Origin of the sequence: Paenibacillus sp. P3E (assembly GCF_001909045.1) — a bacterium.
In the GTDB taxonomy this organism is placed as follows: Bacteria; Bacillota; Bacilli; order Paenibacillales; family Paenibacillaceae; genus Paenibacillus_AQ; species Paenibacillus_AQ helianthi.
On the sequence record NZ_LVWH01000015.1, the window covers coordinates 1 to 15,449 of the forward strand.

Genomic DNA, 15,449 nt, shown 5'->3' on the forward strand with positions numbered 1-15,449 from the left:
CACTGAATATATTCATTATAGGACTATAACATACTAAATAATGTGATTATTTTCACTAAGTTGAATTGACAAAAGAAAGCCAAGCCCCTACATTTAAAATAGATTATCCGGGACGGAGTGTACCAAATGCTTAAGAATAAACCTTTAACCTCCAGGCAGCTGCAGAGTATCCAGACCAAAAGCAACTTGTTCGAAAGTGCCGTTAAGCTAATGAAGCAGCACTCCCTGGAGGACATTACGATCGCTGAGATTTGCCGTGGTGCCGGTGTTTCCGTAGGTTCCTTCTACAACTACTTCTCCACCAAAAGTGACATTCTCGTCGAAATGTACGAGCAGGCTGACGGATTTTTTGACCAGAAATTCAGAGGACTTGAGCCTTCGGCTTCGATACAGAATGATATTGTGGACTATTTCAAAATCTATGCGGAATACAATCTGAATGTGGGCATCGCAACGATAAAGCAGCTGTACACCTGCAACAATAAGTTGTTCATCGCCAAGGGACGCTACATGCAGAATGTTCTGCAGGCGCTGCTGGAGAAAGGGCAAGCAAACAGACAGCTCATAGACAGCATGTCTGCCGAGGAAATGACGGAGTATCTATTCATCGCTGCACGCGGCGTCATCTACAATTGGTGTCTGCATGAAGGCGGCTACGATCTGGAGCGGAAAATGGAAGAATACATGGACCGGCTGGTGGTAGTTTTGTTAAGAGCCCCCTACTCTCCCCTGACCAATGAGCGGTAGGCTGCCGGTGTCAGCTGCTCGTGTTTTTTGAAGATTTTGATAAAATATCCGGCATCGCAAAAGCTGAGCTGATCACTGATCTGATTGATTGACAGCTCCGTCGTTTCCAGAAGCTGCTTGGCCCAATTCATTTTGAGCCGGGAGATGTAGACTGAGAAGTTCTCTCCGCTCTCTCTAACGAATAACCGGCTAAAATAACTGGGACTGATATGGCAGAGCTGCGCCATCTTCTCCAGCGTGAAATTCTCGTGCTTGTGGCTATAGATATAATCAAAGGCCGGTTGCAGGACTGGATTGGAACAGCTTCCCATGGGAACGGCTGGAGTCGTTAATGATGTCACTCCGCTTCCGGTAAGTACACCTTCACCGCTCTGCTCCTTATCCCCCGCTTGAACAGCTATATACCTCGAATCTGCCAGTGCCTTATTGGACATAATATGAGCTGATGGTGCAGCTTGGGCCTGCTGGTACAAATCCATAATTTCGTTCTTCCGGCTCGCTTCTTCAACAATATAATTGCACAGATGGGACAGCATCCCGGCAATAGACTCCACTTGTGAATATGGCATCACGGGCAGCTGAGCATATTCCTCTCTTAAGGCTGCGAACGTGCCAGTGCTCCCCGGCGTATCCGGACGGGATACAATTTGCTCCAGCCGTGAGTCATCGTTCCCGGCCAGCCTAACCTGCCCCGCCATCACAGCTCCAACATACTGATTGTCAACCGTTATGGGAATCGCTATATCCAGAATGTTGAAGTGGCATAAATACACATAAGGCTCGTTCAGCCGGACAGCCTCCAGTCCCCCGCGCGCATCACATTTCTGGCAGTAAGAGGATAGCTCCGCATCCTGTCGCACCGCCTGACAGAAGGATTGGCAGCGGCTGTGCCGGGAGACCGGAACCCCTTTATAATCCACTGTGATTATAGCCATTTGTGTGACAAGGGACAGGGAATCCTGAAGCGCATTCCATTTCTCGAGATCAATAATCGACTTTAGATCATATTTCGACTGCATCATCATCCGGTCCCCATCTCTGGCAGAATAACACCTGTTCTATTCTTGAATTATATCGAATCCTGCTGCCTTAGGACAAGATAATTATATTTTCATGGAAAATAACAAGAATTTACGATCTGAAAACGCTTAAACTCGCTAGTTTCCTTCCATGCATCTCTCACGGCCCCTGTCTATAATGTAGATATACGAAAGCATAGGCGTCCGAGACCAGTTTTGTATGAAATCTGATCAAGGAAGCGATGCTCACAAAACTTTAGGAGGAACAAGTCATGAGAAAAGTGTTCATCAGCCCAACCAAATATATCCAGGGGGAAGACGAGCTGCTTAACCTGGGGTATTTTGTGAAAACCTTCGGAGACTCGGCCCTGCTGATTGCCCACCCGGACGATGTACAGCGGGTCCAAGCCAAGCTGGATGCCACTAGCAGTAAGTTCGGGATCACTTTGATTACGGGCAATTTCCACGGAGAGTGCTCCCGCCAGGAAGTTGACAGGCTGCAGGCGCTGGCCCGTGAACATGCTTGTGCCTGTACGATTGGCCTCGGCGGAGGCAAAGCGATTGATACGGCAAAATGCGTAGCCGAAGGTGACGCCTTAATCATCGTTCCTACCATTGCTGCAACTGACGCTCCAACCAGCCATTCTGCTGTCCTATACACACCGGAAGGCGCATTTGACGAATATGCATATTTCAAACAAAGCCCATCCGTAGTCATGATCGATACAACCATCATCGCGGAAGCCCCTACGAGGTTCCTGGTATCCGGAATGGGAGATGCTTTATCCACTTATTTTGAAGCCAGAGCTACTTCGCGGTCCTTCTCCAACGTGAATGCCGGGCTCCCCTGCGGTGTGCGCGAAGGCGTGAGTACAGAGGGCAAAGGAACCAAAGCCGCTCTTGCCCTGGCCCGGGTATGCTATGAAACTCTGCTGGAGGACGGCGTTCAGGCCAAGCTCGCTTGTGATCAGAATGTGGTTACGCCTGCACTGGAAAATATTATTGAGACCAACATCCTGTTGTCCGGTCTCGGCTTTGAGAGCAGCGGACTTGCAGCAGCGCATGCCATCCACAATGGTCTGACGGTGCTGGAAGGCAGCCATCATTATTACCATGGCGAGAAAGTAGCCTTCAGTACCCTGGCCCAGCTGGTGCTGGAGAATGCAGACAGCCTCGAAATCCAGGAAGTACTCGCTTTCTGCGTTTCGGTAGGTCTTCCTGTGTGCCTTGCAGACATCGGCGTTCAATCCATTACAAAAGAAGAACTGCTGGAGGTCGCCCGCAAAGCCTGTATCCCGGAAGAATCGATCCATTCCATGCCATTCCCGGTCACACCGGAAGCGGTAGCTGCGGCGATTACGGTTGCCGATCAGCTGGGTCAGGCCTTCAAGAAAGGCAGGGTGTAGACGCGCATGAAAAAGATAATCAATCAGCCGGAAACCTTAGTCCGCGAAATGGGTAATGGGCTGGTGATGGCCCATCCAGAGCTGGCTTTTGACAGCAAACACAAGGTCATTTCCAAAAAAGCGCTCAACGAACAGAAGGTTACCCTGATCAGCGGCGGAGGCAGTGGACATGAGCCTGCCCATGCGGGCTTTGTGGGTCAAGGGATGCTGGACGCTGCAGTCTGTGGAGATGTATTTGCCTCCCCCTCCCAGATCCAGGTGTATCAAGCTATCCGCAGTACCGCAGGCAGCAAGGGTACTCTCCTGATCATCAAAAATTACAGCGGCGATATGATGAACTTCCAAAATGCGGCGCAGCTGGCCATTGAAGACGGCATTCAGGTCGACTATGTGAAGGTGGAAGATGACATCGCGGTGGAGGATAGTCTGTATACCGTCGGCAGAAGAGGTGTGGCCGGAACCATTTTTGTGCACAAAGTCGCTGGTGCCGCGGCGGAGGCCGGCCTGTCCCTGGAGGAAGTGAAGCGGGCAGCCCAGCATGCAGCGGATAAGATTCGCAGCATTGGCTTCGCTTTTACCTCCTGCACCGTTCCAGCCAAGGGAACACCTACCTTCCAGCTGGCGGAGGATGAAATGGAATATGGTGTCGGCATCCACGGTGAGCCGGGTATCCGTAAGGAAAAGGTGGTCAGTGCCGATGAGCTTGCCGGACGCATGATTTCCTCCCTACTGGCAAATCTGCAGCTTGAGGGTAAGACCGGTCAGGAAGTAGCTGTTCTTATCAATGGCTTCGGAGCCACGCCGCTGCAGGAATTGTATGTTCTGAACAATGCTGTCATGCGGGAGCTGTCCGAACGCGGCATTACGGTTCGGCGGACGCTCGTTGGCAGCTATATGACCAGTATCGATATGGCCGGTGCTTCAGTGACCCTGATGCATCTTGACGATGAGCTGAACCAATGGCTGGCCGCCCCCTGCGATACACCTGCCTTGAGAATCACCGGCCCCTCAGAACCTGTTTTGTATACCGATCCGCTGGAACAGCAGTCTGAGTCCAGAGAAGTAAGCTATACCAATGAAACAGATCCTGCGCACGCAGTCATCCAGAACGAAAGCCTGTCGCTGTATAACATCATCTATCTCATCGACCAGATGAGCCAAATTATCATCGAGAACGAAGTACCGTTCTGCGAGTTGGATGCCCATGCAGGAGACGGCGATTTCGGTATGAGTGTAGCCAAGGGCTTCAAGCAGCTGAAAAAGGAATGGCCTGATCTCCTGGAGAATCACTCCAAGGACATCGGCAGCTTCCTCAAGGCCTGTTCCTTGATTATTATGGAGCACTGCGGAGGCGCTTCCGGTCCGATCTGGGGCTCTGCGTTCCGTGCGGCAGGGAAAACTGCTGACAGCAAGACCTCCCTGTCCATTCATGAAGTGGCTGAACTGCTTGCCGCCTCTGTCAAGGGCATTCAGGATACCGGCAAGCGCTCCTTCGGCCGGGGAGCCGTAGTCGGCGACAAAACCCTGATTGATGCTCTGGTTCCCTGCGCTGAATCGTGGCAGAGCAGCGCCGGGCAGGGCGACACACTGCATGACGCTTTCACCAAGGCCGCCGAAGCCGCCGTTCAAGGCGCCAAAAGCACAGAGGCCATCGTGGCCCGGATGGGCAGAGCCGGCACCGTCGGCGAACGCAGCATTGGCTACCCGGATGCCGGAGCCTACGCACTCGGTGTAATCTTCACGGCGCTTGCAGAAAGCGTGAAATAAATTTCAGTTAACATTGTAAATAAACAGCGCGGCCGTCCACTTGGGACGGCCGCGCTGTTTATTTACTTATTTCATGAATGGACGCCGATTTGCAGGTTTTTTTTGGATACTCCGCTTTTGAATGCCGCTTCAGCAACGGCCACGCGGATTCTCTCCACCACCCGCGGGTCAAAGGCATCCGGGATAATATATTCCTCATGAAGATCCGCAGGATCAATAACCGAGGAAATCGCCTCAGCCGCCGCCAGCTTCATCTCGTCATTAATGTCTGTAGCTTCACAATCCAGTGCCCCTCTAAAAATACCGGGAAAGCACAGCACGTTATTAATCTGATTCGGGTAATCTGAACGGCCCGTCGCCATCACTCTTACATGCGGCGCAGCGATCGCGGGATCAATCTCCGGCATAGGATTCGCCATGGCGAACACGATGGGGTCCTTAGCCATGTTCAGCACATCTTCCAGCTTCAGCACATCCGGTGCAGAAACTCCGACAAAGACGTCCGCACCTTTGATTACATCCGACAGCTGGCCGCTCTCAAGGTTGGGATTCGTCAATTGGGCAAATTCGCTCCAATGTGTCCGGCTATAAGAAACCGTCCGGCTGATGGCACCTTCCCGGTCCACACCGATCAGGTTCACAGCCCCGGCTTGCAGCAGCATTTTGGAAACAGAGATGCCGGCTGCGCCTACGCCATTCACCACGATTTTGACATCCTTGATCTGCTTACCGCATACCTTCAGAGCGTTCAGCAGCCCGGCAAGCACAACGATGGCTGTACCGTGCTGATCATCATGAAATACCGGGATATCCAGTTCATTCCGCAGTCTCTTTTCGATTTCAAAACAACGGGGCGAGGAAATATCCTCCAGATTAATGCCTCCGAATGTAGGGGCGAGTGCTTTTACAATCGTAATAATTTCTTCCGTATCTTTCGAATCAAGGCAGATCGGTACAGCATCCACATTGGCGAACTGCTTGAACAGCGCCGCTTTGCCTTCCATAACGGGCATGGCCGCTCTCGGGCCTATATCTCCCAGACCGAGCACTGCGGTTCCATCGGATATCACGGCTACCGTGTTTTTCTTTGTCGTCAATTCATAAGCCTGAGCCTGATCCGCAGCAATCGCCTGACAAACCTTCGCTACACCTGGGGTATACACCTTGGACAAATCCTCTTTCGTCCGGATCGGATTCTTTAAGGTTGTTTCAAGCTTCCCTCCCTTGTGCAGGAACATGATTTCTTCCAATAATTCCACAATATCTCCCCCCATTAATCCACTGATTCTCCATCCCGTTATTGAGCCTCTGTATGTATACCTAATAGTTATCGGTAGTACCCACCAGATTCACAAGATAATCGTTCTAATCTATTGGAGTTTTGATAGCTTAACTTCTTCACTCTACATCGCTCGTTCATTCTTTTCGCTGAAGTACATCACACTCTTAACTTCTTTCGCTTTTTTTCGACAATAATAATGGCTATCAGCAATTCAAGTTAGACACATGCCCAAATAACCCCACGGGGTGGGGTTATGGCTTGGGATTCTTATAGAGCCAATTCAAGCGGCAGGTCGATCCAGGGTGACAGCTTTATTTTTTCATGCCAAACCGCCGGTACCTCATTACTTTTCTGTACATGGATTTATCCTTAAGCTGATTGAAGATATAGGGGTCCGGATTCATGTTCACTTCTATAATCCATGGCGTCAGGGACCGGTCCAGACCGACATCCACGCCGATTTGGCGGATACGGGGATAGGTTTTTTGCATATGAGCAGCCATCCGGGTACCCAGTCTATTCAGTTCCTCTGTCAGCAGCCCCAGCCGGTGCGAAGTCAGATGAGTGGAGAGCAGGGTTTCTATAGCCATTGGTTTGCCTCCGCTGTGGTAGTTCGTAACAATTTTCTGCGGATGCCCCAGTCTTCCAATGATTCCCGTGGCTTCCCAGACCCCCTTCGGGCTTAGCTGAACCATTACCCGGATATCGAAACGGCGCCGGTTATGCTTAAGCAGATGAATACCTTTTTGAATCAAATAGCTTCTCCCGCCTGTCTTCTTCGCCAGACTCTTGTGAAAGGCTTCAAAGGTGTCAAAGTGACGGACCTTCTCCTCATATTGGTACGTGAATCCTTTCTTTCCGCCCCGCTCAGCCCGAATGACCCCGATTCCATAGGTGCCCCGTTCCGGCTTCACATAGATCATTCCGTAGCTGTGAATCATCTGCTCCAGATTTCCTTTGTTGAATTTTCGGGTATCGGGGATAAAAGGTTTGATCGAAGCATTACGGAGCAGCAATTTGGTCTTAATCCATTTGCTTTGTACAGCGTTCACCGGTTTTGTCTTCACTCTTTCACTCTCCTGTCTGAGAGGGGTTTCGCCCTCGCTGAGTTACATAGTCACTGCATTGTATGCAGGATCAGCTCCGGCTGAATGAAGCAAATATCCCATTCAGAAAGATAAACTTTACAGGGGTCTTTGCCCGGTCATGCAGTACGTATGAAGCATACATTAGTTCAGACGCCCTAAGTGTCAATACGTGCACGGAGATGAAGCTATGTCAGCAATTACAGGTTTAACGACCAGTGGTCCCGCGATTGATGTCCTTATCCCGGCCATTGAAAAGGATCTGGCGACCCTCCCCTATGTCATCGATAGTCTTCGCCGTTATGTACGGCATCCCATCAGCCATATCTACATTGTCTCGCCGAACAGCAGCAGAATCAGGAATCTGTGTGCACGCAAAGGCTGTATTTTTGTTAATGAAACCACCGTTCTTCCCTTTACCAAAAAGGATATTCACTATTCCTCCTCCCGTTGGAACCGTTCCGGCTGGCTGTATCAGCAGCTGCTGAAGATGAACGGCGATCAGATCTGCCGGGAGAACTTTTTCCTGGTCATTGATGCCGACACGGTGCTAATCGGTCCCCACCGTTTCCGTTCCGGGGGCAAAAGCATCTTTTACTGCCGAAGCTGGAGCCAGCCGGAGTATTTCCGCACGTACCGGAAGCTGCTGGGCGTTGCCGCACCTTCTCCCAAATCCTTTGTCACCCATTACATGCTGTTTGAAAGGGCAAAGCTTGCGGGGTTAAAACGAAAAATCGAAGCCCGGCACGGGGTATCGTGGCATGCCGCCATTCTACGCAGTATCGACAGGAAGAAACAGTTCGGCTTCTCCGAATTTGAAACCTATGCCAATTATGTTTACAGCAGGGATAGCACCTCAGTCCTGCTCAAGAAGGCCAATAATAAATCTCTGTCAACATCTGCAGCCGCCCTGGGTACCGCGCGGCTTCAAAAACTGGCCCGCACCTACCGCTCGCTTTCCTTCCATCATCGAAAGGGTTATTCCATTCCAGCCAAGCGCTAAGGAGGCAGACAGCCTTGCATACCATTTTTTTATGCGGCGGTTCCGGACAGCGTCTATGGCCACTGTCCGGAAGCATCCGTTCCAAGATGTTCCTAGAGCTACTTCCTGCTCCGGCTGGAGGTACGGAGTCCATGATCGGGCGGGTATGCCGCCAGCTCCACCAAGCCGGACTGGATCAATCGTCCTTATTCGTCACGCATAAGGATCAGCTGGGTCTGATGCAGCGGCATACCCGTGGTGAATATCCGGTGATTGGGGAGCCCTTTAAACGTGGTACATTCACGGCTGCCGCACTGGGGGCCCTCTATTTATATTCCTCAGGGACAGCTAAACCGGAAGACACCTTGTGCGTGGCTCCGGCGGATATGTATGCGGATGACGGATTCTTCCGGTTATTTCATCAATTTTCGGATGTTTTAGCTGAATCTAAGGCCGACCTTGTGTTGCTTGGGACAAGGCCCGCCCACCCCACAGACCAGTATGGCTATATTGTCCCGGGAAACGCCGCTGGCAAGCGGTATTCTCCGGTGATCTCTTTTGCAGAAAAACCGAATACCGCCAAGGCTGAAGAGCTGATCGGGAGAAACGCCTTATGGAACTGTGGTGTCTTTGCTTTTCCGTTACGTTTCATGCTCGCCCATTTGCAGCAGATGGGTCTGCCCGTGGAACTGGCTGCATTTACAGAACGGTATCCCGGATTCCCGGTCCGCAGCTTTGACAAGGAGATTGCTGAACGCAGCAACAAAGCCGTCGTACTGCGGCATGAAGGTGAATGGCTGGATCTGGGAAGCTGGGGATCGCTCACCGCCCAGCTTGCTGAGCCGGTTGTTGGAGCAGGCGGAATTTGGGGGGAATGCCGGAATACCCACATTGTTAACGAACTGGACATTCCGCTGCATGTAATCGGTTTATCCGGCGTAGTTGCTGTAAGTGGTCCGGAGGGGATCCTGCTTGCCCGAAAAGAGGACGCAAACGGGATAAAAGAAATCATCCAGGACGCTTCAGCAGAACCCAGATATGGCGAAACCAAATGGGGAAGCTATACTGTCCTCGACCGGACCCCAAGTCGTGCCGGCCTTATTCTTACGCTCAAATTATCCCTGCTGCCTGGCCAGACCCTGCCAGAACAGCTCTGCCATCATTCCAGCAAGAGCTGGATGATCTTGTCCGGAGACGGAGCCGTCATTCTGAACGGTTTGACCACTGAAGCACAGTCAGGCAGAATATTTACAATCTCCAGGGGAGACAGCCATGGAATCACAGCTGTTACCGCTATGAAGCTGATTGAGATACGGGCACTTGAAGAAGAGGATGATCAGCCGATCTACAGCTCATCAGTTCATTTATAACATTAAATCTTACTTTATTGTGGCGATGATCCACCATTTGAATCCAGCACTTCCTCCATCTTCTTTAACTTTCTGTAGATAACCGAACGGTCCACACCCAGTTTTTTAGCCGCCTCGGTGCCGTTACCCTTACATGCTTTCAGTACTTGTCTGATGTAACGACCCTCTACAACTGCTGTGAAGTCTTTTAGATTCGAGAGGTTATGTTGATTTTTATCTATAAAGTGGTCGATTGAAAACCAATCTGCCACATTCTCCTCAGGCTGCGGGTTGAAATCTATAGGTTCCGTTACAACAAGTCTCTCCACATAATTTCTTAACTCTCTTGCATTTCCTTGCCAAGGCTGTACTAACATGTTCTGGAATTCTTCTGCACTTAACTTGAATTTTTTCCCGTACATTTGATTGAAGTTAGCGATAAAACTTGAGATTAATCCCACAAGGTCTAATTTCCGGTTGCGAAGCGGTGGAATATGAATCGGAATCACATTAATCCGGTAATACAGATCTTCCCGAAACAGGCCTTTTTTCACCAATGCCCATAAATCCCGGTTCGTCGCTGAGATGATTCGGCAATTGATGGGAATATTACTAATCCCGCCGACTCTTCTTACTTCATTGTTCTCTAGAACACGCAACAATTTGACTTGCATATCCAATGGCATTTCAGCAATTTCATCCAGAAAAAGAACCCCGTCATTGGCGATTTCGATCATGCCCTTTTTCTCTTCTGCCTGGCCTGCAAAAGCTCCCTTTTCATAACCAAATAATTCATACTCAAAAACAGCAGAAGGAATGGCCGCACAGTTAATGGCAATAAAGGGCCCTTTCCACTTTTCACTCTTCCGGTGGATATATTTCGCTATGACCTCTTTACCCGTTCCCGATTCACCATAAATTAACACCTTACTGTCGTAGGAGGCGATTTGATTGCAGACTTTAATAATTTGCTTCATGGCTAAGCTCTCAGCAATAATTCCTGTCGCTTTCCCCGCAGCAGCTTCTTCTAATTTCTTGCTGATTTGGGGGGCAGTAAGCGTGTCTGCTTCTAAATTTATATTTTCCTGCTTAAATTCATTGGAAGAGGTCACTACAAGCTGTACCTCCCCATCCTTGTCCAGAATAGGAATAGCTGTAGAAAATACATGAAACCCTCTGGCTGTATTCACATTCCGCGACACTTTTTGTTTCGTTTGAATGGCTTCCATCGTAATGGAAGGATTATAAAAGCCTGCCTTCACCAAATCCTGAACATTGGCTTTGAGCAGCTCTTCCAGCGGAACTCCAATGGTCAATGCCGTAAATTCATTTGAAATTAATATATTTCCATTGGCATCAGTGACAAATAAAGTAGAGGGCAATTCCTGATTCATTTCGTCTACAGGACGTTTAGCTGTCTTTTTGTTTTTTTTAGTCAAAGTTATCAGTCCCATATCGTTATATTAAATGCTTACTCCATTATAAAATACCGCTTTCATATATGATACCGCTTAGAAAAAAAGCCGAGGGGTATCATCATGTACAGATACCGCTCAGCTTCTTTTATACAGAAATTAATTATGCGCCAATAACAGATATTTTACTCAGGTTCTGCAGAACGGCTTGAGCTTCTTCAAACATCGTGGTAATCATTTCTTCAACCGTTGTAATTTCATTACACATCCCGCAGATTTGTCCGGCCATTACTGAACCATGTTCAGTATCGCCCTCAAAAACGGCTTTTCGCAAAGATCCCAAGCTTAATTTCTCTAACTCTTCACGGGAAGCATTTTCGTTTTCAAGTTTAAGAAATTCCGCAATCATACTATTTTTAATGCTTCTTACAGGCCCGCCTAGACTGCGTCCAGTAACCGTTGTGCTGGTATCATCCGCTGCAATTACGGCTTGCTTGAAGTTCTCGTGAGTAGGGCATTCAACGGTAGCCAAGAAACGGGTACCCACTTGAACTCCCTGAGCTCCCAGAGCAAAGGCTGCTGCAACTCCACGGCCATCTGCAATCCCCCCGGCGCCGACAACCGGAATGGAAACCGCACTAACCACTTGAGGGAGCAGGGCCATCGTCGTTGTTTCACCTACATGTCCGCCAGCTTCAGTCCCCTCAGCTACAATTGCGTCCACCCCTAAGGCTTCCATCTTCTTAGCGATTTTTACAGATGGCACTACTGGAATAACGATAATTCCATTTTCTTTAAAGGTTTGCATGTATGGGGCAGGAGTGCCTGCGCCTGTGGTAACAATTTTCACGCCTTCTTCAATAATGACTTCAATCAGTTCCGGGATATTGTTCATCATTAACATCAAGTTAACAGCAAAGGGTTTGTCCGTACTGGCTTTGGCCTTGCGGATCTCATCACGAAGACGTTCCGCTGTAAATCCGCCTGAGCCGATGACGCCGAGTCCTCCCGCATTCGAAACAGCGCCCACTAGAGGAGAGACGGCAATTTGAGCCATACCTCCTTGGAATATTGGATATTTAATCCCTAATAATTTGGTAATAGACATGTTTGAAATCCTCCATTTTTTTAAATATGAACCTATTGAAGCGTACTATGCTGCTTTTGTTGACTCCTGTTTGGGCTGTTGTTTTTCCATTGCTTTGAAAACAAAGGTTAAGGCAAAACCAACCAAGGAGATCACCAAAGCGATGTAAAAAGCATTCGTGAACATTCCATCGTTCGCTGCTGCAACCTTATTGGCAATTCTCGGTCCGAAGAACGCAGCCCCTGAATACCCGATAAACGTTACACCATAGTTCACACCGTAGTATTTCATACCAAATTTCTCACCAACAATAGACGGGAAGATCCCCATCGTTCCTCCAAAGCATAGGCCAATTCCTACGATTGCAATCCCAAATCCGGCTACTGAATTAGACAAAGCTATGGTCAACATCATGCCGGCAATGACCAGATAGATCATGAGCAGACATTTTACACGTCCGATTTTGTCTGACACGGCCCCCCAGAAGATACGGCCCATGCAATTACTGAAAGCATATAAACTTACATAGAGGGCTGCAGCTGCGGCTGAAAGACCAAACATTTTCTGGCCGATTACGGAAGCATTTGCGGTTACCATCATTCCTGACAATGCACCGATCAGGAATAGACAGGCGATTACATAAAATATCGGCTTCTTGATCATTTCGTACCATGGGATATTAACCCCGCCCTTAGAAGCTCCAGCAGTTGGAGGTGTCCAACCCTGAGGGATATAACCGACCGGGGTTGGTTTAACCAACAGACCCAGGCTTAAAATAAGAGCTAAAAAGGCAATACCGAGTGTAATGAGTGCAGACTGGACACCATTGCTGGAAATTAACGCATTAGCTATGGGAGCAATAACGATGGTTCCACCGCCATATCCCGCTGTTACAATCCCTGTAGCCAGCCCTCTTTTATCCGGGAATAGCTTAACTGTGTTACCAATGGTAGCAGAATACACAATCCCCTGGCCCACTCCGGTAATTACTCCATAGGTGATATACAGCATCCATGGTGCGGTTGCCAAACCGGATAGGATAAATCCAAGCCCAAACATGGCACCGCCAATGAATATGGCTCTTTTGGCTCCCCCTTTGTCCACCAATTTCCCGCCCAAAATCATTGGAATAGGAGCGATTGCTGCGTTAATGGTAAATGCCAACATAATATCCGGCATTGTAACATCGAATACTTTGGTTAAAGGCAATGCAAAGATACTAAAGGCGTACACTGCACCCACACAGATATTAATGATCACTGACGCGATCAGGATCCTCCACCGGTTCAACACTACGTTCATATCATCTTCCCTCTCTATTGTACATTTTAGTTTTTCCCGTTAATAATAGACTTCAGTTTTCCCCAATGTTCCTCGAACATGGCAGAGTCCATTTCTTTGAGGTCTGGTGAGATAACCGGTTCAAATTCCATTTGGTCTAAAATATGCTTTTGAAGGTCAATCCCTGGTGCGATTTCAGTTAAAGTAACTTTCCCGTCCAGCAGTTCGAACACTGCCCGTTCAGTCACATAAACAACCGGTTGTTTTACTTTCGCGGCATAGGAACCACTGAACGTGATTTGCTGCACCTTTTTAATAAACTTCTTTGCTTTTCCTTCTTGAACGATTTGCAGTTTTCCATTCTCCACCTTGATCTCAAGACCACCCGCGGTAAATGTACCGGCAAAAACAAGTTTTTTGGCTGCCTGGGAAATGTTGATAAACCCACCGCAACCCGCTACACGAGTGCCAAACTTGCTCACATTCACATTGCCATATTCGTCGGTCTGAGCTAGGCCAAGCACGGATAAATCAATCCCGCCGCCATCATAAAAATCAAACTGCGCATCATGATCTACAATGGCCTCGGAGTTAAAGGCATGTCCGAAGTCCTTCAGACTGGCAGGCACACCGCCAATGGATCCAGCCTCTGTGGTAAGAATAAGCTGTTCGCTTACTCCCTCTTCCGCTGCTATTGTGGCAACATTAACCGGAATCCCAACACCAAGGTTCAAGATCGTGTTCGGTACAAGTTCAACTGCTGTCCGGCGGGAAATGATTTTACGCTCATCTAAAGGTATGGTATCTATGTTCTCAATAGGTACCTTTACATGACCGGAGAATGCCGGATTATAATAGGTGTTTTCAGTCTGGAAGTGATTTTCCGGTTTAGAAACCACAATATAATCCACTAAAATTCCCGGCACCTTAACATCTTTCGGATTCAGTGTGCCATTCTTGGCAACCGTCTCCACTTGAGCGATGACGATGCCTCCGGAGTTCCGCACAGCCTGGGCAATAGGAAGAACCTCCATATGAAGACCTTCCTTTTCAAGCGTTAAGTTCCCCTTTTCATCAGCCACGGTTCCGCGGATCAATCCAACCTGAATCGGAAAAGATTTATAGAATAGCCACTCTTCACCTTCGAGTTCAATGACCTTTACAATGTCTTCCTTTGTAGATGGAGACATTTTACCGCCCTCTACCCGGGGATCCACAAACGTCTCCATACCCACTTTTGTAATGACCCCCGGACGTTTACCTGCGATTTCACGGTACAACTGAGTGATTACGCCTTGGGGCAAATTGTATGCCTCACATTTGTCTTCTTCGATCAGTTTCGCCATGCCAGGGGAAGCGATTGCAATCCCGCCGATCCAGCGTTTAATTAACCCCTCATGACCCAGGTGGGTCATTCCCTTATCACGGCGGTTGCCTACTGCACTAGCGTGCATCACCGTCAAGTTCTTCGGATGTCCGGTTTGTAAGAACCGCTCTTCAATCGCAATACCCATTTCTTCTGCCCAACAGGATAATCCAAAACCGCTTGCTGCGACTGTACTTCCATCTTGAATCAGTTCTGCAGCTTTTGCGGCTGAAATTACTTTTGTCATTTCCCCACTCCCTCTTTCGTGAACATTTTCACATTCATAACAAAGTCAATAAATCCGTAGTATGCCTAAGGTCAAAAGTGATTGTGAAACATTTCACACCGTCATAGTATTACAGAAAATATATAGGGTCAAGGCTCCTAAACCCGCTTAAAATCCTTGCTTTTTTCTGTAGATAAATTGCGACTCCCCTTGTTGAAAGCAACCTTTTGAGGAGCATTCCCCCCCTAATCATATCTACCCCAGGCAGTATAGGCAGGTAATATGAATCCCGCTTTTCCCGCTATCGCTTTCAGCAACAGTCGCAAATTTGCAACACCCGAACATCCTATAATGGGCAGAGATAAAAATAATTAGGAAAGTGATCCTTCACATTCAGTAAATCTTACAGATCCCGCCAGAATGAACACCGGTTATTT

At 48.6% G+C, this 15,449-nt stretch carries 12 protein-coding genes; 5 read left to right on the forward strand and 7 right to left on the reverse strand.

The window, feature by feature from the left end:
- Positions 1-126: 126 nt before the first annotated feature.
- Positions 127-747: a TetR/AcrR family transcriptional regulator gene (locus A3842_RS03775; protein WP_074100496.1), complete on the forward strand. Its 621-nt coding sequence runs from the start codon at positions 127-129 to the stop codon at positions 745-747.
- Here A3842_RS03775 and A3842_RS03780 read toward each other — a convergent pair.
- Positions 720-1,766 carry a PocR ligand-binding domain-containing protein gene (locus A3842_RS03780; protein ID WP_074100500.1) on the reverse strand — a complete coding sequence of 349 codons (1,047 nt, stop codon included), beginning with the start codon at positions 1,764-1,766 and terminating at the stop codon, positions 720-722. The two genes, A3842_RS03775 and A3842_RS03780, sit on opposite strands and share 28 nt — an antisense overlap.
- Before the next feature lie 272 nt (positions 1,767-2,038).
- Here A3842_RS03780 and A3842_RS03785 point away from each other — a divergent pair, with 272 nt between their 5' ends.
- Both A3842_RS03785 and dhaK read left to right on the forward strand, forming a co-directional pair.
- Positions 2,039-3,172, forward strand: coding sequence for a glycerol dehydrogenase (locus A3842_RS03785; RefSeq protein WP_074100497.1), 1,134 nt, complete (start codon positions 2,039-2,041; stop codon positions 3,170-3,172).
- Between the two features lie 6 nt (positions 3,173-3,178).
- On the forward strand, positions 3,179-4,939 hold the full coding sequence (dhaK, locus tag A3842_RS03790) for a dihydroxyacetone kinase subunit DhaK (RefSeq protein WP_074085161.1): 1,761 nt from the start codon (positions 3,179-3,181) through the stop codon (positions 4,937-4,939).
- A 71-nt stretch (positions 4,940-5,010) separates the two neighbouring features.
- Here the strand turns inward: dhaK and A3842_RS03795 are convergent, their stop codons facing one another.
- The gene (locus A3842_RS03795; protein ID WP_244169700.1) at positions 5,011-6,213 is read right to left on the reverse strand and encodes an NAD(P)-dependent malic enzyme; all 1,203 of its coding nucleotides are present in this window, start codon (positions 6,211-6,213) and stop codon (positions 5,011-5,013) included.
- A 319-nt stretch (positions 6,214-6,532) separates the two neighbouring features.
- Complete coding sequence (locus A3842_RS03800; protein WP_074085160.1) at positions 6,533-7,288, reverse strand: YheC/YheD family protein; 756 nt, start codon at positions 7,286-7,288, stop codon at positions 6,533-6,535.
- A gap of 208 nt (positions 7,289-7,496) precedes the next feature.
- Here A3842_RS03800 and A3842_RS03805 point away from each other — a divergent pair, with 208 nt between their 5' ends.
- Both A3842_RS03805 and A3842_RS03810 read left to right on the forward strand, forming a co-directional pair.
- Positions 7,497-8,309: a DUF6492 family protein gene (locus tag A3842_RS03805; protein ID WP_074085159.1), complete on the forward strand. Its 813-nt coding sequence runs from the start codon at positions 7,497-7,499 to the stop codon at positions 8,307-8,309.
- Between the two features lie 14 nt (positions 8,310-8,323).
- Positions 8,324-9,658, forward strand: a complete 1,335-nt coding sequence (locus A3842_RS03810; protein ID WP_074100498.1) for a sugar phosphate nucleotidyltransferase — start codon at positions 8,324-8,326, stop codon at positions 9,656-9,658.
- A gap of 14 nt (positions 9,659-9,672) precedes the next feature.
- Here A3842_RS03810 and A3842_RS03815 read toward each other — a convergent pair whose 3' ends face one another.
- The 4 genes from A3842_RS03815 to A3842_RS03830 all read right to left on the reverse strand — a co-directional run bounded on the left by A3842_RS03815 (position 9,673) and on the right by A3842_RS03830 (position 15,033).
- Positions 9,673-11,031 (reverse strand): sigma-54 interaction domain-containing protein, encoded by a 1,359-nt coding sequence (locus tag A3842_RS03815; protein ID WP_244169706.1) that lies wholly within the window; start codon positions 11,029-11,031, stop codon positions 9,673-9,675.
- A gap of 184 nt (positions 11,032-11,215) precedes the next feature.
- The gene (locus A3842_RS03820) at positions 11,216-12,160 is read right to left on the reverse strand and encodes a DUF561 domain-containing protein (RefSeq protein ID WP_074085156.1); all 945 of its coding nucleotides are present in this window, start codon (positions 12,158-12,160) and stop codon (positions 11,216-11,218) included.
- A 45-nt stretch (positions 12,161-12,205) separates the two neighbouring features.
- Positions 12,206-13,441, reverse strand: coding sequence for an L-lactate MFS transporter (locus A3842_RS03825; protein WP_074100499.1), 1,236 nt, complete (start codon positions 13,439-13,441; stop codon positions 12,206-12,208).
- A 26-nt stretch (positions 13,442-13,467) separates the two neighbouring features.
- On the reverse strand, positions 13,468-15,033 hold the full coding sequence (locus A3842_RS03830; RefSeq protein WP_074085154.1) for an acyl CoA:acetate/3-ketoacid CoA transferase: 1,566 nt from the start codon (positions 15,031-15,033) through the stop codon (positions 13,468-13,470).
- Positions 15,034-15,449 lie beyond the last annotated feature (416 nt).

Coding starts and splice junctions, on each gene's coding strand:
- A3842_RS03830 (WP_074085154.1), bottom strand. CDS start 15,033: ATGACAAAAGTAATTTCAGCCGCAAAAGCTGCAGAACTGATTCAAGAT.
- dhaK (WP_074085161.1), top strand. CDS start 3,179: ATGAAAAAGATAATCAATCAGCCGGAAACCTTAGTCCGCGAAATGGGT.
- A3842_RS03780 (WP_074100500.1), bottom strand. CDS start 1,766: ATGCAGTCGAAATATGATCTAAAGTCGATTATTGATCTCGAGAAATGG.
- A3842_RS03825 (WP_074100499.1), bottom strand. CDS start 13,441: ATGAACGTAGTGTTGAACCGGTGGAGGATCCTGATCGCGTCAGTGATC.
- A3842_RS03775 (WP_074100496.1), top strand. CDS start 127: ATGCTTAAGAATAAACCTTTAACCTCCAGGCAGCTGCAGAGTATCCAG.
- A3842_RS03795 (WP_244169700.1), bottom strand. CDS start 6,213: ATGGGGGGAGATATTGTGGAATTATTGGAAGAAATCATGTTCCTGCAC.
- A3842_RS03820 (WP_074085156.1), bottom strand. CDS start 12,160: ATGTCTATTACCAAATTATTAGGGATTAAATATCCAATATTCCAAGGA.
- A3842_RS03805 (WP_074085159.1), top strand. CDS start 7,497: ATGTCAGCAATTACAGGTTTAACGACCAGTGGTCCCGCGATTGATGTC.
- A3842_RS03815 (WP_244169706.1), bottom strand. CDS start 11,031: ATGAATCAGGAATTGCCCTCTACTTTATTTGTCACTGATGCCAATGGA.
- A3842_RS03785 (WP_074100497.1), top strand. CDS start 2,039: ATGAGAAAAGTGTTCATCAGCCCAACCAAATATATCCAGGGGGAAGAC.